This window comes from Telluria sp. RT2P19 (assembly GCF_059685725.1).
In genome coordinates this window covers 185,325-204,550 of sequence record NZ_JCASIL010000010.1, presented here as the reverse complement: position 1 = coordinate 204,550, position 19,226 = coordinate 185,325, and the positions used below count along the sequence as shown (strand labels likewise).

17 protein-coding genes and 3 tRNA genes are annotated in these 19,226 nt (G+C 63.5%); 5 read left to right on the top strand and 15 right to left on the bottom strand.

Features of this window, described 5'->3' with window-relative positions:
• The coding region (locus AC56KW_RS14565; protein WP_497171396.1) for an ATP-binding protein at positions 1–719 on the top strand (719 nt) is incomplete at its 5' end.
• A gap of 62 nt (positions 720–781) precedes the next feature.
• On the top strand, positions 782–1,600 hold the full coding sequence (locus AC56KW_RS14560) for a tyrosine-type recombinase/integrase (protein ID WP_497171395.1): 819 nt from the start codon (positions 782–784) through the stop codon (positions 1,598–1,600).
• A gap of 174 nt (positions 1,601–1,774) precedes the next feature.
• Here the strand turns inward: AC56KW_RS14560 and AC56KW_RS14555 are convergent, their stop codons facing one another.
• The 3 genes from AC56KW_RS14555 to AC56KW_RS14545 form a co-directional block, all read right to left on the bottom strand.
• Positions 1,775–2,335, bottom strand: coding sequence for a tyrosine-type recombinase/integrase (locus AC56KW_RS14555; protein ID WP_497171402.1), 561 nt, complete (start codon positions 2,333–2,335; stop codon positions 1,775–1,777).
• Positions 2,336–2,398: 63 nt separating this feature from the next.
• On the bottom strand, positions 2,399–3,061 hold the full coding sequence (locus tag AC56KW_RS14550) for a hypothetical protein (RefSeq protein WP_497171394.1): 663 nt from the start codon (positions 3,059–3,061) through the stop codon (positions 2,399–2,401).
• A gap of 321 nt (positions 3,062–3,382) precedes the next feature.
• Positions 3,383–3,458: transfer RNA gene (locus tag AC56KW_RS14545), tRNA-Asn, on the bottom strand.
• Positions 3,459–3,601: 143 nt separating this feature from the next.
• Between AC56KW_RS14545 and purT the strand changes: the two genes are divergently transcribed.
• Together purT and AC56KW_RS14535 are read left to right on the top strand one after the other, a co-directional pair.
• Positions 3,602–4,816: a formate-dependent phosphoribosylglycinamide formyltransferase gene (gene purT / locus AC56KW_RS14540; protein WP_497171393.1), complete on the top strand. Its 1,215-nt coding sequence runs from the start codon at positions 3,602–3,604 to the stop codon at positions 4,814–4,816.
• A gap of 33 nt (positions 4,817–4,849) precedes the next feature.
• Positions 4,850–5,410 (top strand): cysteine hydrolase family protein, encoded by a 561-nt coding sequence (locus tag AC56KW_RS14535; protein ID WP_497171392.1) that lies wholly within the window; start codon positions 4,850–4,852, stop codon positions 5,408–5,410.
• 50 nt (positions 5,411–5,460) lie between these two features.
• On the opposite strand, the gene AC56KW_RS14530 is transcribed toward AC56KW_RS14535, so the two are convergent.
• The 4 genes from AC56KW_RS14530 to AC56KW_RS14515 form a co-directional block, all read right to left on the bottom strand.
• Positions 5,461–5,536, bottom strand: a tRNA-Asn gene (locus AC56KW_RS14530).
• 66 nt (positions 5,537–5,602) lie between these two features.
• Positions 5,603–6,361 (bottom strand): alpha/beta fold hydrolase, encoded by a 759-nt coding sequence (locus AC56KW_RS14525; RefSeq protein WP_497171391.1) that lies wholly within the window; start codon positions 6,359–6,361, stop codon positions 5,603–5,605.
• Between the two features lie 87 nt (positions 6,362–6,448).
• Positions 6,449–6,524: transfer RNA gene (locus AC56KW_RS14520), tRNA-Asn, on the bottom strand.
• A gap of 136 nt (positions 6,525–6,660) precedes the next feature.
• Entirely contained in the window at positions 6,661–7,872 is a 1,212-nt protein-coding gene (locus tag AC56KW_RS14515; RefSeq protein ID WP_497171390.1) for an amino acid aminotransferase, read from the bottom strand.
• A 106-nt stretch (positions 7,873–7,978) separates the two neighbouring features.
• On the opposite strand from AC56KW_RS14515, the gene uvrB reads away from it, so the two are divergent.
• Positions 7,979–10,087: an excinuclease ABC subunit UvrB gene (gene uvrB, locus AC56KW_RS14510; RefSeq protein WP_497171389.1), complete on the top strand. Its 2,109-nt coding sequence runs from the start codon at positions 7,979–7,981 to the stop codon at positions 10,085–10,087.
• A 66-nt stretch (positions 10,088–10,153) separates the two neighbouring features.
• Here the strand turns inward: uvrB and AC56KW_RS14505 are convergent, their stop codons facing one another.
• The 8 genes from AC56KW_RS14505 to hflK form a co-directional block, all read right to left on the bottom strand.
• Positions 10,154–10,618 (bottom strand): RES family NAD+ phosphorylase, encoded by a 465-nt coding sequence (locus AC56KW_RS14505; protein WP_497171388.1) that lies wholly within the window; start codon positions 10,616–10,618, stop codon positions 10,154–10,156.
• Positions 10,619–10,765: 147 nt separating this feature from the next.
• Positions 10,766–12,784: a hybrid sensor histidine kinase/response regulator gene (locus AC56KW_RS14500; RefSeq protein WP_497171387.1), complete on the bottom strand. Its 2,019-nt coding sequence runs from the start codon at positions 12,782–12,784 to the stop codon at positions 10,766–10,768.
• A gap of 81 nt (positions 12,785–12,865) precedes the next feature.
• Entirely contained in the window at positions 12,866–13,462 is a 597-nt protein-coding gene (locus AC56KW_RS14495; RefSeq protein WP_497171386.1) for a MarC family protein, read from the bottom strand.
• A gap of 202 nt (positions 13,463–13,664) precedes the next feature.
• Positions 13,665–14,204 (bottom strand): phosphoribosyltransferase, encoded by a 540-nt coding sequence (locus AC56KW_RS14490; protein ID WP_497171385.1) that lies wholly within the window; start codon positions 14,202–14,204, stop codon positions 13,665–13,667.
• Between the two features lie 24 nt (positions 14,205–14,228).
• Complete coding sequence (locus AC56KW_RS14485) at positions 14,229–15,545, bottom strand: adenylosuccinate synthase (RefSeq protein WP_497171384.1); 1,317 nt, start codon at positions 15,543–15,545, stop codon at positions 14,229–14,231.
• 3 nt (positions 15,546–15,548) lie between these two features.
• The gene (locus AC56KW_RS14480; RefSeq protein ID WP_497171383.1) at positions 15,549–16,703 is read right to left on the bottom strand and encodes an ATP phosphoribosyltransferase regulatory subunit; all 1,155 of its coding nucleotides are present in this window, start codon (positions 16,701–16,703) and stop codon (positions 15,549–15,551) included.
• 355 nt (positions 16,704–17,058) lie between these two features.
• Positions 17,059–17,937 carry a protease modulator HflC gene (hflC, locus tag AC56KW_RS14475; protein ID WP_497171382.1) on the bottom strand — a complete coding sequence of 293 codons (879 nt, stop codon included), beginning with the start codon at positions 17,935–17,937 and terminating at the stop codon, positions 17,059–17,061.
• The gene (gene hflK / locus AC56KW_RS14470; protein WP_497171381.1) at positions 17,937–19,223 is read right to left on the bottom strand and encodes an FtsH protease activity modulator HflK; all 1,287 of its coding nucleotides are present in this window, start codon (positions 19,221–19,223) and stop codon (positions 17,937–17,939) included. Before hflK ends, hflC begins: the two co-directional genes overlap by 1 nt.
• Positions 19,224–19,226 lie beyond the last annotated feature (3 nt).

The window sequence follows — 19,226 nt, the reverse complement described above, 5'->3', positions numbered from 1 at the left end:
CGCCGTCATCTTCGAGTCCGTCAAGCCATCTTTCGAACTCGTCATACGTGGCGGCAGAAAACAGCTTTCCTTTCGCACGGTTCACTTCTTGGGATGCTATGTCCCGTCGACAGAGTCTGGTGCGGCTGCTCAAGAACGCGCACCTCAAATATGGGCAGGCCGCGATCGAGGACATCGACGCCCGCGCAGGTCGCGGAATCGACCGCCGCGAGGTGATGAGCCTGGCCTTGGGCGACTGGGTCAGCGCCGGCCACAGCGTCCTGGTCACCGGCCCGACTGGCGCCGGCAAGTCGTGGCTGGCCTGCGCATTGGCGCAGTACGCCTGCCGGCGCGGGTACTCGGCGATCTATCAGCGTGTACCCCGCTTGCAGGAAGAACTGCGCATCCGGCACGGCAGTGGCACCTTCGGCAAATGGCTTCTCCAACTGGCCAGAACTGACGTGCTGGTCCTGGACGACTGGGGCATGGGCGCCATCGACGGCATGACGCGCTCGGATCTGCTGGAGATCATCGACGACCGCGCAGGCAACAAGGCCACCATCATCACCAGCCAACTGCCGGTCGAGCACTGGCATGCCTGGATCGGCGACGCCACCATCGCCGACGCCATTCTGGACCGCGTCATGCAGCGCAACCACCGCTTCACGCTGACCGGCGATTCGCTACGCGCGCAACGGCCAAAAACCGCCAAAAAGGAGAAAACCATCGACCCATCGTGACCACAGGGATTAGAATTTGACCGCGTAACGCCATCTCATGCGCAGCGGTCACGTTCCCCGGAATGATCGGTCACGTTCACCGGAATACGCAGGAAGGCCTTAGCGAAAGCACTATCCAAAAGGAAATTGCGCTCCTCAAGCATTTGTTCAATCTCGCAGCGAAGGAATGGAACTGGAGCGGGTTTAAGAACCCATGTCTCGGCATAAAGCTTGGAAAATCGAATACGCGTTTTGTCATCATCAAACCGCAAGAGCGGGAAGCACTGTCGCGAGCACTTTCTGAGTGCGACAATCCCTACTTCTGGCCGATGGTTGAAATCTCGCGCGAGACGACCATGCGCCGCAAGAGTTTGCTTAGCATGCTCTGGAAAAACATCGACCTGGATAGACGAGTTGCCTTTGTTGAATCGAAAACTGGAGATGTCTGTATTCCCCTTTCTAAGTGTGCTGTCCAGGTTCTTAGCGCAATGCCCCGCAGTCCCACTGGATTTGTGTTTCCAATGAGTCCCAATGCCGTCGACATGGCTTGGGATGGTGTTCGGGTGAAAGCAGGAGTGCCGACGTTGCAGTTTAGGGACCTGCGGCACATCGGTGCAACTGATTATGCCTTAGCGGGCCTCGGCACCCATCAGCTCATGAAAGTGCTGGGACATAGGACGACGAAAATGGCAGAAGTCTACGTTAATCTCGTCAACCAAGACGTCCTCAATGCGATGGACCGCGTCGCGCTGGGCTGCCCGGTTATGCAATTGCCGCCTCCCGCCAGCGACCAAGCTTCGGTTACAGCTAACCGCAAACGTGCGAGTCGTACTGTGGAGGCAGTGAAAACACGTCTTCTCAGCAGCGATACGCCGACCACAGTGGCGCCGTTGACGCTATAGGTTCTTACCGAGCACTGAGCCCCGCTAGCTATCGGAAAACCGGTAGGTGGCGGGCCGACGCAAATACATCAGTGTGAAAATTGATGTGTTGACGGAAGGGGCAGCCATATCAGATGGTCGCCCCTTCCACGTTACTGCCCAGCCCTGCTCGTACCCCACTCCACAGCGGTTCTCTCATCGTTGTAGCTTTACCTCCTTCTTACGTTCTGGTCGCGATACTTGGCTACGCACTGCGTGGATAAGGCGGTCTGCACGTTTCTGTCTCGTGATATCCACTGGACTACTAGTCGCTGGAGGGGGTAACTGGACTACTGGTGAACGGTGCTGCGTCCGGTCCATAACGTCAAGCACGTCCTGATTGACGAGATTGACGTAGACATCAGCCATAAACGTTGATTTATGACCTAGGACCCTCCTCAGTTGATGGCTATTGAAGCCACGGCGCGCGAAATCAGTTGCAGCAACGTGTCGTAGGTCTCTGAACTGCAATTTCGGCACGCCGGCCTTCACGCGCAGGCCTTCCCATGCCATGTCCACAGCATTAGCACTGAGTGGAAAAACGTAACCGGAGTCATCCCGCGGCATTTGCCTAAACACTGTGACTGCGCGAACGGTGAGCGGAATCGCAACCCGGCCGCCTTTCGAAGGGACCGTTACGATGCGACCGTCGAGGTCAACTTGGTCCCACCGCATTGCCAGCAGACTTGCTCTACGCAGTGTTGTCTGCAAGCTGATTTCGACGAGCGGCCAAAAATATGGGTTGTCACATCCTGCGAGCGCCTTCCAAAGCGCCTTCCTCTACTCCGTGGAAATAAACACGAACCGCATCTCAGATTTGCCGAGTTTGATGCCTTTGCAAGGGTTGTCAAACCCTTTCCAATTCCACTCACTGGCTGCCATATTGAACAAATGCTTGAGGAGCGCGACCTCCTTTTGAACTGTGCTGTCGCTCAGCCCGTCTTGTTTCATATCGCTGACCAAACGTCGAATGTCCGCAGTGGAAATGACGCTGCAGCGCTTGCTGGCCAGCTCACCGATGCGAGCATAAGTTTGCTCCCGAGCTATCCGCCGTGTCTCGTTGTGACGTTGGAAGGCGCTGGGCAGCTCGCGCAAAGGCCGTTCTATCAATGTAGAGCCCCCAGTCGCATTCGCAACGGACTTCAGCGGAGCACGTCCGGCCGCCTCTAGGTAGTGGTTGATGCGATTGAGTTCGCTGACAACGCCGCCCTTGTTGACCGTGTAGAGACCAGCGTAGTGAAACAGGGCGTCGGCAAGTGTCGCGACGGTGGGTCCGCCCAGTTCGGGGGCGCAAAGCGAATCCGCATTGGCCAACTGTTCGGCAATCCATTGAACCGCATCATCGTACTTTTCAAAGTCCTTCGTCGGCCGCGTACGATTTGATAGCGTGACGGTAGCGCGCCACTTGTCGCGATACTTGAATGGTTTGGGCCCCTTAGCCATGGCGGCCTCCCAACGCTGCGCACGTCGACGCATCCGTGGTATGGTTCAGCGATACATGATTCATGTCGTTCCCTTATTTGTTAAGGGACGACGAAGTCGAGAGACCCGGACGTGCACTACGGCGCGGTAGGCTCTCTCAACCCTAGCGCGAGGCATCTGCGCGCACGTGACCGCAAGAGACCGCAAGAGACCGCAAGAGACCGCAGGAAAGCGTGTCTTGCGGGAAAAACGTGCGCTACCATTTGCGCTATCAAAACCACCAATTAGACCGTAAACGACAAAGACCTTCCGAAGAAGGCCTTTGTTTTCAACGTTTTATTCTGGCTCCCCGACCTGGACTCGAACCAGGGACCTGCGGATTAACAGTCCGTCGCTCTACCAACTGAGCTATCAGGGAATTGAGGCAATATTATAGCCGGGCGTTTGCAGTTTGACCAGTGCCTTTGCAAATCGGGATTCTTGCCGGCTGGTGCGCAGCCTGTTTTGCTATAGTCGCAGCTTCCAGACCGTCCGCGCCAACCATTTTCCTACTGACAGACCATGACCATTTCCCGCACCCTCGGCACCCCGCTCTCCCCTTCGGCCACCAAAGTCATGCTGCTCGGTTCCGGCGAACTCGGCAAGGAAGTGATCATCGCCCTGCAGCGCCTGGGCGTCGAGGTGGTCGCCGTCGACCGCTATCCGGACGCGCCCGGCCACCAGGTGGCGCACCGCGCGCACGTGATCGACATGACCGACGGCGCCGCACTGGCGGCGCTGATCGACCAGGAGCGTCCCGACCTGGTGGTGCCCGAGATCGAGGCGATCGCCACCGACAAGCTGGCCGAACTGGAGGCCGCCGGCCGCATCACCTGCATCCCGACCGCGCGGGCCGCCCGGCTGACCATGAACCGCGAAGGCATCCGCCGCCTGGCAGCCGAGGAATTGGGCCTGGCGACGTCACCTTATCGCTTCGCCAGCAGCCTGGCCGAGCTGCAGCACGCCTGCGCCGCGGTCGGCTTCCCGTGCGTGGTCAAGCCCGTGATGTCGTCGTCGGGCAAGGGCCAGTCGAAGCTCGACGCGGCGGCCGACGTGCAGGCCGCCTGGGATTACGCCGCCAGCGGCGGGCGGGTCGATGCCGGCCGCGTGATCGCCGAAGGCTTCATCGATTTCGACTACGAGATCACCCTGCTGACGGTGCGCTCGCTCGGCGCCGATGGCCAGGTCGAAACGAGCTTCTGCGAGCCGATCGGCCACAAGCAGGTGCAGGGTGACTACGTCGAGTCGTGGCAGCCGCAGCCGATGCAGCCACTGGCACTGGAACGCTCGCGCGACATCGCGGCCAAGGTCACGGCCAACCTGGGTGGCCTGGGCGTGTTCGGCGTCGAGCTGTTCGTCAAGGGCGATATGGTGTGGTTCTCGGAAGTGAGCCCGCGTCCGCACGATACAGGGATGGTGACGATGGCGAGCCAGGTGCAGAGCGAGTTCGAACTGCACGCGAAGGCCATCCTCGGCCTGCCGGTAAACACCGCGCTGCGCGCGCCGGGCGCCTCCGCCGTGATCTATGGCCAGCTGGACGAAACCGGCATCGCCTTCGAGGGCGTGGCCGAGGCACTGCGCGTGCCTGGCGTCGATCTGCGCCTGTTCGGCAAGCCGGAATCGTTCGCGCGCCGGCGCATGGGCGTGGCGCTGGCCACGGGCGACGATATCGGGACCGCGCGCGCGTGCGCGCTGGAAGCGGCGGCCGCGGTGAAACCCGTTTCGGGCAAGCGCTGAGCCAACCTCGCATCGAGCGGGAGAACCTCCATCATGCGAGCACCAGTCGCCCTGATCGTCATCGACATGCAGAACGGCATGCGCAGCGACAGCCTCCCGCCGCGCAACAATCCCGGCGCTGAAGACAATATCGCCCGCCTGCAGGACGCCTGGCGTGGCACGCACCTGCCCCTGGTCTACGTCAGGCATATCAGCCGCTCGCGGGCGTCCCCGTTCGCGCCCGGCCAGCGCGGCGTCGAATTCCAGGAACGGTTCCTGCCGCTGCCGCACGAGCACGTCGTCGAGAAAAACGTGCCTGACGCCTTCATCAACACGGGGCTGGAGCGCTGGCTGCACGCGCGCGGCATTCATAGCGTCGTGATCGCCGGCGTCAGCACCAACAACTCGGTCGAGGCGAGCGCCCGCAGCGCCGGCAACCTCGGCTTCGACGCCGTGGTAGTGTCCGACGCCTGCTTCGCCTTCGACAAGCAGGATTTCGGCGGCACGTGGCGCAGCGCCGAAGAGGTGCACCGGATGTCGCTCGCGAATCTGGATGGCGAATATGCCAGCGTGCGCGGCACGGACGACGTGCTGCGCGCCCTGCCCCGCGCCTGAGTCGCACAAGGCAAAAAGGGCCGCATTCGCATGCGGCCCTTTTCTTGTTCTGGCTCCCCGACCTGGACTCGAACCAGGGACCTGCGGATTAACAGTCCGTCGCTCTACCAACTGAGCTATCAGGGAAAGGAGGCCGCATTATACCTGCTGTTTTCGATTTCGCAAGTGTCCGCGCGCCGAAATACCGGGAAACTAGATTTTCGTCCGTGCAACCAGGCGCCTCAGGGCATCCAGCACCAGCTCCGGCTCGGTCAGTTGCGGGAAGTGTGCGCTACGCGTCGCCTCGATCCGCTCGCCCAGCGGCGACAAGGCCGCCAGCCCCAGTTGGGACCGCGCGCGCGCGCGCGCCAGCGCCGCGGGCACCATCCAGCGCGGCAGGCGCCTGGTGCCCGACAAGACCGTCACCGGCACCGGTGGAAACGCCGGCGCATCCTGGATGTCCTTGACGGTTTCGAGCTCGTTCCGGATTTCGTCGAACTGGTCGCGCGGCGACATCCGGTCGAGCAGCCTGACGAAGCCGCGCTGCAGTGGCGACTGGAATTGCTTGAGCGTGGTGACATCGTCCGGCGCGGTGGCCTCCAGGAACAGCACGCCGGCCACCTCGTCCGCGAACGCGCGCGCGAACAGGTTGGCGTGCAGGCCGCCGAAGGAATGCCCGACCAGCACGAATGGCGGCTCGACGCCGGCCGTCTGCAGCAGCAGGCGCAGTTGCGCCACGACGGTCTCGCCATACTGCGCCTCGCGCGGCTTGGGACTGCCGCCGACGCCAGGCCGGTCGTAGGCGAACACGGTGCCCAGTCGCTCGATCTCGGGGTACAGCTTGTACCAGCCATCCAGTGGGCCGCCCGCGCCGTTGATCAGCACGATGGACGGCGCGCCCTGCCCCGACTTCATCAAGCGAAACATCTGCCCTTCGACCAGGGTCGCATGGCTTTTCGGAAGTTGCTTCACGCGGGAATCTCCTATGTGCCCCGACAGCGTCAACAGTGCACGCAAAACGAAAAAAGCCGCATCCTGAGATGCGGCCTTTTCTAATTCTGGCTCCCCGACCTGGACTCGAACCAGGGACCTGCGGATTAACAGTCCGTCGCTCTACCAACTGAGCTATCAGGGAATTGATGCTTGCATTATATGGCTGGTGAAACGTTTCTGTCAAATTTGCACAGTGTGCATTTGCCAATCACTTCCCACCAAACTGCCATTCATGCTGCTCTCCGCCCACACCGTGATGCTTGCAGAGAGCCGGGATTTTAGAGAACTTTGGCAACCGCGTCAACGACGCGATCGATATTGGTCGAGTTCAGCGCGGCCACGCAGATGCGGCCGGTGTCCACGGCGTAGATCGACTCGTCGCGCAGCTTGGCCACTTGTTCCTTGGTCAGGCCCGAGTACGAGAACATGCCGACCTGCTCGCGCACGAAGTCGAAGTCGTGGCCCGGCGCCCTGGCCTTCAGCTTCTCGACCATCGCGCCGCGCATTTCGCGGATGCGCACGCGCATGCCGGCCAGCTCTTCTTCCCACAGCTTGCGCAGCTCAGGGGTCGACAGCACGGTCGCGACGACCTTGCCGCCATGGGTCGGCGGGTTCGAGTAGTTGGTGCGCACCACGCGCTTCAGTTGCGACAGCACGCGGGCGGCTTCTTCGCCGCTGGTGGCGACGATCGACAGCGCGCCGACGCGCTCGCCGTACAGCGAGAACGACTTCGAGAACGAGTTCGACACCAGCAGCGGCATGCCGGTGGCGGCGAAGCGGCGCACGACAGCGCCGTCTTCGTCGATGCCGTTGGCGAAGCCCTGATAGGCCATGTCCAGGAACGGGACCAGGCCGCCGGCCTGCACGGCGGAGATCACTTCGTCCCACTGCGCTTGCGACAGGTCGGCGCCGGTCGGATTATGGCAGCAGGCGTGCAGCACGACGATCGAACCTGCCGGCATGGCCTTCAGGGCGGCCAGCATGCCGTCGAAATTCACGCCACGGGTAGCCGGGTCGTAATACGCGTAGTTGTGGACGGTGAAGCCGGCGCTTTCGAACAGCGCGCGGTGGTTTTCCCAGCTCGGGTCGCTGATGTAGACATCGGCATGCGGCAGGAAACGCTTGAGGAAGTCGGCGCCGATCTTGAGCGCGCCGGTGCCGCCCAGGGCTTGCACGGTGATCGCACGCTTCTCTTGAATTACGGCGCTGTCGGCACCAAATACCAGCTCTTGCACGGCCTTGTCGTACGCCGCCAGGCCGTCGATCGGCAGGTAGGTGCGCGGCGCAGGCTGCTCCATCAGTTTGGCTTCCGCTTTTTGCACGCACTCGAGCAGCGGCACCTTGCCGTTGTTGTCATAGTAGACGCCCACGCCGAGGTTGATCTTCGCGGGGTTGGTATCGGCATTGAAGGCTTCGGTGATGCCCAGGATCGGGTCGCGCGGGGCCATTTCAATGGCGCCAAAGAGGCTGGCAGAGGCAGTGGAAGTCATCGTGATAAACTAAGTTTGTCGGCTGGATTCGCAGCGGTTGTATAGACAGCGACCCTTGAGCTACAAGGCCGCAGGCGGATCCCCATTCTAGCAAAGGTCCGTAAGTATGGCTGATTTATCCATCGCAACTTCCTCCGAGTCTACCACCGAGCCGACCGTTCTCACCTTCCCGGATTCCCCCTTCAAGCTGCACCAGCCCTTTCCGCCGGCGGGCGACCAGCCGACCGCGATCGAGGGCCTGATCGAAGGCATCAACGACGGGTTGTCATACCAGACGCTGCTCGGCGTGACGGGCTCGGGCAAGACTTATACGATGGCGAATGTGATCGCACGCGCCGGCCGCCCTGCGATCGTGTTCGCTCCGAACAAGACGCTGGCGGCACAGCTGTATTCGGAGTTCCGCGAATTCTTCCCGCACAACGCGGTCGAGTATTTCGTTTCCTACTACGATTACTACCAGCCCGAAGCCTATGTGCCGCAGCGCGACCTGTTCATCGAAAAGGACTCGTCGATCAACGAGCACATCGAGCAGATGCGCCTGTCGTGCACCAAGTCGCTGATGGAGCGGCGCGACGTGGTCATCGTGGCCACCGTGTCGGCGATCTACGGTATCGGCAATCCGAACGAATACCACAAGATGATCCTGACCCTGCGCCACAAGGACAAGGTGGCGCAGCGCGACATCATCGCGCGCCTGATCCAGATGCAGTACACCCGCAACGAGATGGATTTCTCGCGCGGTTCGTTCCGCGTGCGCGGCGACACCATCGATATCTTCCCGGCCGAGCACGCCGAGCTGGCGATCCGCATCGAGATGTTCGACGACGAAATCGAATCGCTCCAGCTGTTCGATCCGCTGACGGGCCGCGTGCGCCAGAAGATCCCGCGCTTCACCGTGTATCCGGGCTCGCACTACGTCACGCCGCGCTCGACCGTCCTGCGCGCCGTCGAATCGATCAAGGCCGAGCTGCGCGACCGTCTCGAGGAATTCCGCCAGCAGAATAAACTGATCGAAGAGCAGCGGCTCGAACAGCGCACGCGCTTCGACCTCGAGATGCTGGCCGAGATCGGTTTTACGAAGGGCATCGAGAACTATTCGCGCCACCTGTCCGGCGCGATGCCGGGCGAGCCGCCGCCGACCCTGATCGACTACCTGCCGAAAGACGCGCTGATGTTCATGGACGAGTCGCACGTGATGATCGGCCAGCTCAACGCGATGTACAACGGCGACCGTTCGCGCAAGACCAACCTGGTCGACTACGGCTTCCGCCTGCCGTCGGCGCTGGACAACCGCCCCCTGAAATTCCAGGAATTCGAGGGCAAGGCGCGCCAGACGATCTTCGTGTCCGCCACGCCGGCCGATTACGAGCAGGGCAAGGCCGACAACGTGGTCGAGCAGGTGGTGCGCCCCACCGGCCTGGTCGACCCGCAGATCATCGTGCGCCCCGCCCTGTCGCAGGTCGACGACCTGATGAGCGAGATCAATGACCGCATCGCCAAGGACGAGCGCGTGCTGGTGACCACGCTGACCAAGCGCATGGCCGAGCAGCTCACCGAATACCTGGGCGACCACGGCATCAAGGTGCGCTACCTGCACAGCGATATCGATACGGTCGAGCGCGTGGAAATCCTGCGCGACCTGCGCCTGGGCACCTTCGATGTGCTGGTCGGGATCAACCTGCTGCGCGAGGGCCTCGATTTGCCCGAGGTGTCGCTGGTGGCGGTGCTGGACGCGGACAAGGAGGGCTTCCTGCGCTCCGAACGTTCGCTGATCCAGACCATCGGCCGCGCGGCGCGTAACCTGAACGGCGTGGCGATCCTGTATGGCGACCAGATCACCGATTCGATGCGGCGCGCGATCGACGAGACCGAGCGCCGCCGCGCCAAGCAGATCGCCTTCAACGAGGCCAACGGCATCACGCCGAAGGGTGTGCAGAAGAAGATCAAGGAAATGATCGACGGCGTGTACAGCAGCGCCGCGCAAAAGGCCATGGTCGAGGGCGTGCACGAGGATGCGGCGACGGCCAGGGTCGAGTCGATGAGCGAGAAGCAGATCAGCAAGGAGATCAAGCGCCTCGAGAAGCTCATGGTCGATCATGCCAAGAACCTGGAGTTCGAGAAGGCGGCGCAGGTGCGCGACCAGCTGCATGTGCTCAAGCAGCAGGCGTTCGGTGCGCCGGGGGCGGATAACGTGGTGTCGATGCTGGGCAAATAACACATCTGCGCTGCCACCGGGTATCTGCAGCGCAGGGTTGGCCGCCACGCCGCCAACCCTGCGCGCCTAATTCGATCGCCCGAACATCCGCCGATCGAAACTGAACGAGCGCGCCACCGACAGCGTCACCTGCGCATACGCCGGATGCCGCGGATTGATGACCAGGTTCACGCCTTCGCCGACGATTACCGACGGCACGCGCACATACAGGTAGTTGCACTCCTCCAGGAAGCGCGCGCCGAAAGCCGCCGCGCTGCCACCGTCGTCCAGGTCGTCCCACCCTGTCGGCAACTGGCCGGCCTCTAGGTCCAGGCCCAGCGCCGGATCGTCGGGCAAGTCGATCGCCACCAGCACCAGCGACGGCTCATCACCCTTGCTGTGCACGAATTTTTCCAGTACCGCCAGCTCTACCGTCATTGCCGCATACAGCGCCGGCCTGCCGGCTTCATGCCAGTGTCCGCCGAACTTCCTTGCCCCTTCGCATGCGCGGTCGAGCGCCACCTCGTGGGTGCAGATTCTCCAGGTTCTCATCGAGCTTCCAGGCCACGTTCACGATCACGATCACGATCACGATCACGATTACGATCACGATCACGATTACGATTACGATCACCGCAGCATAGCGCGCCTGCAGTCGCCGCGCGCACGGCAGCGAACCGCTGGGCACCGGCGCGATGCTCAGGCGCGCGGCGCCTCGACCGCCGCCAGCAATTCGAGCAGCCTGGCCAGGTCGGCCGGCTTGGCCATGTGATGATCGAATCCGGCGCTGTGCGCACGCCGCCGGTCCTCGGCCTGCCCATAGCCCGTCAGCGCCACCAGCATCGCCTGGGTGGTCTCGGGCATCGCGCGCAGTCGGCGCGCCAGCTCATGCCCGTCGATATCCGGCAAGCCGATGTCGAGCAGTCCCACGTCGGGCGGCTCATGCACCGCGCTGGCCAGTGCGCCCTTGCCGTCGTAGGCGACGTTGACCTCATACCCATTCATCTCGAGCAGCGTCGCCATCATCTGGGCGGCGTCGACATTGTCATCGACCACCAGCACCTTCAGGCCGCGCGCCCCACGCGGCTGCGCATCGTCGCGCGGCGCGCTGGCCGTCGGCGCCTCGGCCAGGCACGGCAGGAAGACGAAGAATTCGCTGCCCTTGCCCAGCCCTTCGCTGTGCGCCTCGACCCGGCCGCCATGCAGCACCGCCAGGCTCTTGACCAGGGCCAGGCCGAGTCCCAGGCCGCCCTGCGAGCGGTCGGGCGTGCGCTCGGCCTGGATGAACAGGTCGAAGATATAGGGCAGGATCGGTGGATCGATACCCTGCCCGTTGTCGCGCACCGCCACGCGCACGCAGCCGGCGTCGACGCGCGCGCTCAGCAGGAGCTGTCCGCCCGGCGCCGTATACTTGGCGGCGTTGTTCAACATGTTCGACACCACCTGGATCAGGCGCGTGCGGTCGCCCTCCACGCGCAGCGCCTCGGGGCCGATCTCGCAATGCAGCTCGTGGCGGCGACCATCGACCAGCGGCCGCACCTGTTCCACCGCCTCGCGCATGACTTCGCGTATCTCGATCGGCTCCTTGGTGATGGTCACCAGCCCGCGCGTCACGCGCGAGACGTCGAGCAAGTCGTTGACCAGGGACGTCATGTGCTGGGCCTGGCGCGCGATGATGTCGCTGGCGCGCTGGATGCCCGGCGCATCCATCTGGCCGCGCTGCAGCAGCTGGGCCGCGGTGGTGATCGGCGCCAGGGGGTTGCGCAGCTCGTGCGCCAGCATGGCCAGGAACTGGTCCTTCTGGCGATTGGCGGCGCGCAACTCGTCCTCGATGCGCTTGCGCGCCGTGACGTCGCTGCCTTCCACGAAGATGCCGGAAACCTTGCCGTTCTGGTCGTGGATGGGCTGGTAGACGAAATCGATGAAGCGCTCCTCGAGCGGCGCATTGGGATCGCGCTGCACGCGCAGTGGCACCGCGTGGCCGACGAAGGGCTGGCCGCTCTGGTATACGTGGTCGAGCAGCTCGAAGAACCCCTGGCCCTGCACCTCGGGCAGCGCGTCGCGCGCGGCCTTGCCCACCAGCGCGCGGTGGCCGACCAGCTGAAGGTAGGAGCGGTTGGTGATCTCGAATACGTGGTCCGGCCCGCGCAGCACGGCGACGATGCCGGGCGCCTGCTCGAACAGGGTCACCAGTCGCTCGTTCTCTTCTTCGCGGTAGCGCTGGGCCAGCACCTCGCCCGTCATCTCGACGCAGGCGCAGAACATGCCGGCCACGGTGCCGTCCTCGTCGCGCACCGGCGAATACGAGAAGCGGAACCAGGTGTCCTCGTCGTAGCCGTGGCGGTGCATGCGTAGCGGCAGGCGGTCCATGTAGCTGGCCTCGCCCTTGAGCGCGCGCACGACCAGCGGGTGGATGTCATGCCAGATCTCGGCCCAGACGTCGTGGAAGCGCTTGCCGAGCGCGCCCGGGTGCTTGTCGCCCAGGACCGAGATATACGAGTCGTTATAGAGAAAACCGAGTTCGCCGCCCCAGGCGACGAACATGGGGAACTTCGAGTTGAGCATCAGCCCGACCACGGTGCGCAATGCCTGTGGCCATTGGCGTGGCGATCCGAGGGGCGACGCGCTCCAGTCATGGGCGCGCATCATCGCGCCCATCATGCCGCCGCCACTGAGGAAAGGCAGCCATTCGGAGGGTGTCGCTGATTCCTGTTTCATGCCATTCGCTTATTGGGAGTCCTGCGCAATCTGCGCGCTTGCAGTGTGCCAGATTTGCCACATATCTCCCGCACGGATGGCCTACAGGCTCTGGACGAACTCCCGAATGCCGCCCAGCAGCATCTCGATCGACATCGCCGTGAGGATCAGGCCCATCAGGCGCTCGAATGCGGTCATGACCTGCGGTCCGAGTTTCTGCTGCAGCTTCTCGGCGCTCAGGAATACCACCAGCCAGACCACGCCGACCGCCGCCAGCGCGGCCACGTGCACCATCGTATCGGTGAAGCTGGTCGACGAGAACAGCAGCACGGTGGCCAGCGCCGAGGGACCGGCCAGCGCCGGGATCGCCAGCGGCACGATGAAGGGCTCCCCGCCTTCGCTCTTGCCCAGCACGCCGTCGGGGTGCGGGAAGATCATGCGGATCGCGATCATCAGCAGGATCACGGCGCCGCCGATGCGCAGCGCGACCGGGGAGAGGTGCAGCGCTTCGAGGAAGTGCTGACCGAAAAACATGAACACCAGCAGGAGCAGGAAGGCGATACCGCATTCGCGGATCACGATCTTGTTGCGGCGCTCGATCGGCGTGTCTTTCAGGGCGGCGGCGAACAGCGGGACGTTACCGAAAGGATCGGTAACGAGGATGAGCAGGATGAAGGTCTGGAAGAAGCTTTGGGTCATGGTTTTTTATTGTTGGGATGCCAAAAATTTGGTGACGCAATATTAGCAGAGGCCCCAAATGGATCGTCCCCGCGCAGGCGGGGACCCAAGTGGCCTGCGCAGCCACTTCGCTTGATGCAAGTGGTGCGCCAGGAACCGGGGTCCCCGCCTGCGCGGGGACGACGTGCGCAGTGCGAAGGCCGAAGCCGTCGCGGCAGATGTATTACTTCTCGAACTTCTTCAGCCAGGCCGCCAGCTGATGCGGACGCAGACCGTCATACTCCTCGAACGGCTGGTGAATCCACGGATTGTGCGGCAGGTCGTCCAGGAAGTAGTCCGGACGGATCGACGAGGTGCCCTTGACCCAGATGACCGCCGACTTCACTTCGGTGACATCCTTGTAGTTCTCGGTCAGGTGCTCGCTGACCTTGCGCAGCGTCACGCCCGAGTCGGCCAGGTCGTCGACCAGCAGCACGCGGCCCGACAGAGGACCCTTGGTCATGGTCATGTATTTCGAAATGTCCAGGTCGCCCTGCTTGGTGCCGGCTTCTTCGCGGTACGAGCTGGTCGACAGGATCGCCAGCGGCACGTCGAAGATGCGCGAGAACACGTCGCCAGGACGCACGCCGCCGCGCGCCAGGCACAGCACCTGGTCGAACTTCCAGCCCGATTCATAGACCTGCAGCGCCAGGCGCTCGATCAGGCGGTGGTATTCATCCCAGGAGACCCACAGGTCCTTGTCGGTCGATACAGGGGTATTCATCTTTAACTCCAGATTTTTATTGGATTATGCTGCGAACGGGTGACGCAGGACGATCGTTTCCTCGCGGTCCGGGCCGGTCGACACCATGTCGATCGGCACGCCAACCAGTTCTTCGATGCGCTTGATGTAGGCGCGGGCGTTGGCCGGCAGCTCTTCCATCGACTTGGCGCCGACGGTGGAGTCGAGCCAGCCCGGCATCTCTTCGTACACCGGCTCGCAGCGGGCGGCGTCTTCGGCGCCGACCGGGAAGATGTCGACATCGCGGCCGTCGATCTTGTAGCCGGTGCACAGCTTCAGCGACTCGATGCCGTCCAACACGTCGAGCTTGGTCAGGCACATGCCCGACACGCCATTGATCTGGACCGAGCGGCGCAGCAGCGCGGCGTCGAACCAGCCGCAGCGGCGCGCGCGGCCGGTGACGGTGCCGAATTCATGGCCGATGCGCGACAGGTGCTCGCCGACGCCTTCGTCGGTCGGCAGTTCGGCCGGGAACGGGCCCGAGCCGACGCGGGTGGTGTAGGCTTTGGTGATGCCCAGGATGTAGTGCAGCATGTTCGGGCCGACGCCGGCGCCGGCGGCGGCATTGCCCGCCACGCAGTTCGACGAGGTGACGAACGGATAGGTGCCGTGGTCGACGTCGAGCAGCGAACCCTGCGCGCCTTCGAACAGCAGCTTGCCGCCGGCCTTGTGGGCCGCATACAGCAGCGACGACACGTCGGCGACCATCGGACGCAGGCGTGGCACGAGGGCCATCGCGTCGTCGTAGGTGGTCTGGAAATCGATCGCCTCGCCGCCCAGGTAGTTCACCAGGACGTGGTTGTGGTAGTCGAGGTTCTCTTTCAGCTTCTCGGCGAAGCGCTCGGCGTTGAGCAGGTCGGCGATACGGATCGCGCGACGCGCGACCTTGTCTTCGTACGCCGGGCCGATGCCCTTGCAGGTGGTGCCGATCTTGTTCTCGCCACGCTTGGCTTCGCGCGCCTTGTCGATGGCGACGTGGTAAGGCAGGATGATCGGGCAGGCTTCCGAGATCTTCAGGCGCGACACGACTTCGATGCCGGCCGCTTGCAGCTTGTCGATCTCGCGCATCACGTCCGGCACCGAGACCACGACACCGTTGCCGATGTAGCAGGCCACGCCTTCGCGCATGATGCCCGACGGGATCAATTGCAGCGCGGTCTTCTGGCCCTTGATCACCAGGGTGTGACCAGCGTTATGGCCGCCCTGGAAACGCACCACGCCGGCGGCGTGGTCGGTCAGCCAGTCGACGATCTTGCCCTTGCCTTCATCGCCCCATTGGGTACCGATGACGACGACGTTTTTTGCCACGTTAGTATTTGACATCACTTAACCTAAGTTTTTGAGAATCCAATTTCCGTTTTCGAGGACGAGCACGCGGTCGCACTCGAACTCGTCCTGAATATTGTCGTGACCAGGCATGCTCTGGATCACGACTTCGCCTGCCTTGCGCAGGTCAGCGATTCGTTCCTTCAGCTCGGGGGCGTTGCCCCACGGCGCGCGGATGGAATGCTTGCGCTCGGCCGTCGGCAGCAGCCGGGCCAGTTCGCGCAGGTCGAGGGAGAAGCCGGTCGCCGGACGCGCGCGTCCGAAGGCTTCGCCCACATGGTCGTAGCGCCCGCCCCGCGCGACCGCGTTCGGCAGCCCCGGTACGTACAGCGCGAACATGGCGCCGCTTTCGTACTGGTAGCCGCGCAGGTCGGCCAGGTCGATCGCCACGTCGGCCCGGCCGATCGCGCCGGCAGCCAGCGCCGCCAGTTCGGCCAGCGCGCGCTGGACGCCCGGCAGCGCCGGCAGCAGCTCGCGCGCCCTGGCCAGCACCTCGACGTCGCCGTACAGGTGCGGCAGCGCCAGCAGCGCCTGGCGGGTCTGCGGATAGTAGTTCAGCGAGATCTCGTCCAGGCCCGGCGCATCCTTGGCGCGCAGCAGGCAGTAGAGCACGGTCTCGTCGCGCTTGGCGGCCGGGTCTTCGGCCAGCAAGGCGCGCAGCACGCCGACGTGGGCCAGGTCGAGGCGCACATTGGTGAAGCCGGCCAGGGCCAGCGAGCCGAGGGCCAGTTCCTGGATCTCGGCGTCGGCTTCGAGGCCGGCGTGGCCGTAGATCTCGGCGCCGATCTGCACCGGCTCGCGGGTCGCGTGCAGGCCGGACGGACGGGTATGGAGCACGCTGCCGGCGTAGCACAGGCGGGTGATCGATTCGCGGTTCAGCAGGTGGGCGTCGATGCGCGCCACCTGCGTGGTCATGTCGGCGCGCAGGCCCAGCAGGCGGCCGGACAGCGGGTCGATGACCTTGAAGGTTTTCGAGTCGGTATCTTCGCCGGCGCCTGCCAGCAGCGACTCGGTGTACTCGAGCAGCGGTGGCATCACCAGTTCGTAGCCGTAGAGCCGGAAGTTGTCGAGCATCAGGCGGCGCAGCTCTTCGATCTTGCGCGCTTCTGACGGCAAGACATCGGCAATATTCTCAGGCAATAGCCAGTTCGGCATGGGCAACAGATGGGAGTTGGGATTGTTAGTTGCGACGGGCAAGGACGACGATAGACGTGCCAGCGCATGGCGCGAACGCCGAATCGGTGATTTTACCCGAAAACGAAGAGACAGAGGCAGGGAATGCTGTCTAGACATGGTGGCAGGTTGACAATTTGCCACGGGATTGCTTGCTCGGACACATCGTAAGCGGGTGAGTTTGCCGCCCCACGCGTTCAGCCCCGACATGCGTCGCCATGATCCGGCGCTCAGGTGAGCGCTTCAACGGCAGACCCGCCCACCCCTATGGACGGCCCATGGAAAACGGGCCCCCGATTGCGCGGGAGCCCGTTGTGGCGATACGGCGCGGCGAGCGTTAACGCCCCGACGCCGCGGGCTGCTTCATATACTTGAAGAACTCCGAACTCGGGTCCACCACCAGCACATCGCTGCGATCCTTGAAGCTGGCGCGATACGCCTCGAGCGAACGGTAATAGCGGGCGAACTCGGGATTCTTGCCGAACGCGTCGGCATAGATCGCCGACGCCTTCGCATCGCCGTCACCCTTCACTTTTTCTGCATCGCGGAAGGCTTCGGCAATGATCACGGTGCGCTGGCGATCCGCATCGGCGCGGATCTGCTCGGATTCGGCAGCACCGGTCGAACGCAGCTCGTTGGCGACGCGCACGCGCTCGGCGCGCATGCGTTCGTACACCGAGTTGTTGATCTGCTCGATGTAGTCGACGCGCTTGAGACGCACGTCGACGATGCCGACGCCGATCTCCTTCGCTTCGGCCACGACCTTGGCCTGCACCGCCGCCATCACGGCGGCGCGCTCGCCGGAAATGACCTCGCGCACGGTGCGCTTGGTGATCTCGTCGTTCAGCGCCGCCTTGATGATCTGCGACATGCGGTCGCGGGCGCGGTTCTCGTCGCCGGTGAAGCTGACGTAGTACAGGCGCGGATCTTCGATACGCCATTTCATGAAGGCATCCACCAGAATGTTTTTCTTCTCGGCCGTGATGAAGCGGTCGGCGTCAGGCGTATCGAGGGTCAGGATGCGCTTGTCCAGGTAGATCACGTTCTGGAACGGCGGTGGCAGCTTGAAGTGCAGGCCCGGCTGGGCGATCACTTCCTTCACCTGGCCGAGGGCGAACACGATCGCGAAGCGGCGCTGGTCGACGACGAAGATCGTGGACGACAGCAGCATCAGTGCGATGAAGCCCGCGACGAAGATGGTTACGAGGCGGTTCATCAGCGGGTCTCCCTGTCACGTGAGGAATCGCGGCTGCGCTCGTCTCGCTGGCGCACCGCTTCCAAGGCCTGGGTCACTTCGGCCGGCTGACCGGTCTGCGGCAACTGCACCGGACCGGACTTGCTGCCGACCTGGGCGTCGTTGGCTGCCTGTTGCTGCATCAGCTTGTCGAGCGGCAGGTACAGCATATTGTTGTTGGCGCGCGAGTCGATCATCACCTTCGTGGTGCTGGTGAAGATCTGCTGCATGGTGTCGATGTACATGCGGTCGCGGGTCACGGCCGGGGCACGCGCATAGGCGGCCACGACCTGGTCGAAGCGCGAGGCGTTACCGGTCGCGTTCTCGACCACCATCGAGCGGTATGCTTCGGCGTCCTGCTGCAGGCGGAAGGCCTGGCCGCGCGCGGCCGGGATGATCTGGTTGGCATACGCCTCACCCTCGTTGCGGGCGCGGGCACGATCCTGGCCGGCGCGCACGGCGTCGTCGAAGGCGCTCTGCACCTGCTCCGGCGGCTGCACGCCCTGCATCGTCACGTTGGTGATCAAGGCGCCGAGCGCATAGCGGTCGGTGATGGCCTGCATCATCTTGTGGGCGTCGGCGGCGACCTGCTCGCGGCCTTCGTACAGGACGAAGTCCATCTTGTTGCGGCCGACGACTTCGCGGATCGCGGTCTCGGCAACCTGGCGCACGGTATTGTCCTGGTCACGGTTGTTGAACAGCCAGGCGACCGGGTCCTTCAGCGTGTACTGCACCGCGAACTGGATGTCGATGATGTTCTCGTCATCGGTGAGCATCAGCGCTTCTTGCGGCTGCTTGTTGCGCACGTTCGCGCGGTAGCCGATCTCGGCAGTACGGATCTGCGAGGTGTTGACGGTCTCGTGGGCCTGGAACGGATACGGCCAGCGCCAGTTGAAACCCGGCGTGGTCGAATGGCTGTACTTGCCGAAGGTCGTGACGACGCCCACCTGGCCCTCTTGCACGATGAAGGCGCCGCTGGCGAGCCAGATGAAGCCGACGATGACGGCGATCACGCCGGCGCCGATACCGGCGCCGCGCATCTCGCCGCGCGGGCCGCCGTTGTCGCCGCCGCCGTTATTGTTGCCACGGCCGCCGAACAAGCGGTTCAGGCGCGCATTGAAGTCGCGCCACATCTGGTCGAGGTCGGGAGGACCGTCGCCTGGGCGGCGACCATCCTGGGCCTTGCGGTCGTCTTCGGGATCGCGTCCCCAGCGTGGGTCGTTCAGCGACAGTTTGACGCCAAATCTTTTTAGGAGAGAAACAAGCATAGG

Bases quoted from the DNA above. Each gene is read 5' to 3' on its own strand.
- AC56KW_RS14560 (WP_497171395.1), top strand. From the start codon at position 782: ATGATCGGTCACGTTCACCGGAATACGCAGGAAGGCCTTAGCGAAAGC.
- AC56KW_RS14550 (WP_497171394.1), bottom strand. From the start codon at position 3,061: ATGGCTAAGGGGCCCAAACCATTCAAGTATCGCGACAAGTGGCGCGCT.
- purT (WP_497171393.1), top strand. From the start codon at position 3,602: ATGACCATTTCCCGCACCCTCGGCACCCCGCTCTCCCCTTCGGCCACC.
- AC56KW_RS14535 (WP_497171392.1), top strand. From the start codon at position 4,850: ATGCGAGCACCAGTCGCCCTGATCGTCATCGACATGCAGAACGGCATG.
- AC56KW_RS14515 (WP_497171390.1), bottom strand. From the start codon at position 7,872: ATGACTTCCACTGCCTCTGCCAGCCTCTTTGGCGCCATTGAAATGGCC.
- uvrB (WP_497171389.1), top strand. From the start codon at position 7,979: ATGGCTGATTTATCCATCGCAACTTCCTCCGAGTCTACCACCGAGCCG.
- AC56KW_RS14505 (WP_497171388.1), bottom strand. From the start codon at position 10,618: ATGAGAACCTGGAGAATCTGCACCCACGAGGTGGCGCTCGACCGCGCA.
- AC56KW_RS14500 (WP_497171387.1), bottom strand. From the start codon at position 12,784: ATGAAACAGGAATCAGCGACACCCTCCGAATGGCTGCCTTTCCTCAGT.
- AC56KW_RS14495 (WP_497171386.1), bottom strand. From the start codon at position 13,462: ATGACCCAAAGCTTCTTCCAGACCTTCATCCTGCTCATCCTCGTTACC.
- AC56KW_RS14490 (WP_497171385.1), bottom strand. From the start codon at position 14,204: ATGAATACCCCTGTATCGACCGACAAGGACCTGTGGGTCTCCTGGGAT.
- AC56KW_RS14485 (WP_497171384.1), bottom strand. From the start codon at position 15,545: ATGTCAAATACTAACGTGGCAAAAAACGTCGTCGTCATCGGTACCCAA.
- AC56KW_RS14480 (WP_497171383.1), bottom strand. From the start codon at position 16,703: ATGCCGAACTGGCTATTGCCTGAGAATATTGCCGATGTCTTGCCGTCA.
- hflC (WP_497171382.1), bottom strand. From the start codon at position 17,937: ATGAACCGCCTCGTAACCATCTTCGTCGCGGGCTTCATCGCACTGATG.
- hflK (WP_497171381.1), bottom strand. From the start codon at position 19,223: ATGCTTGTTTCTCTCCTAAAAAGATTTGGCGTCAAACTGTCGCTGAAC.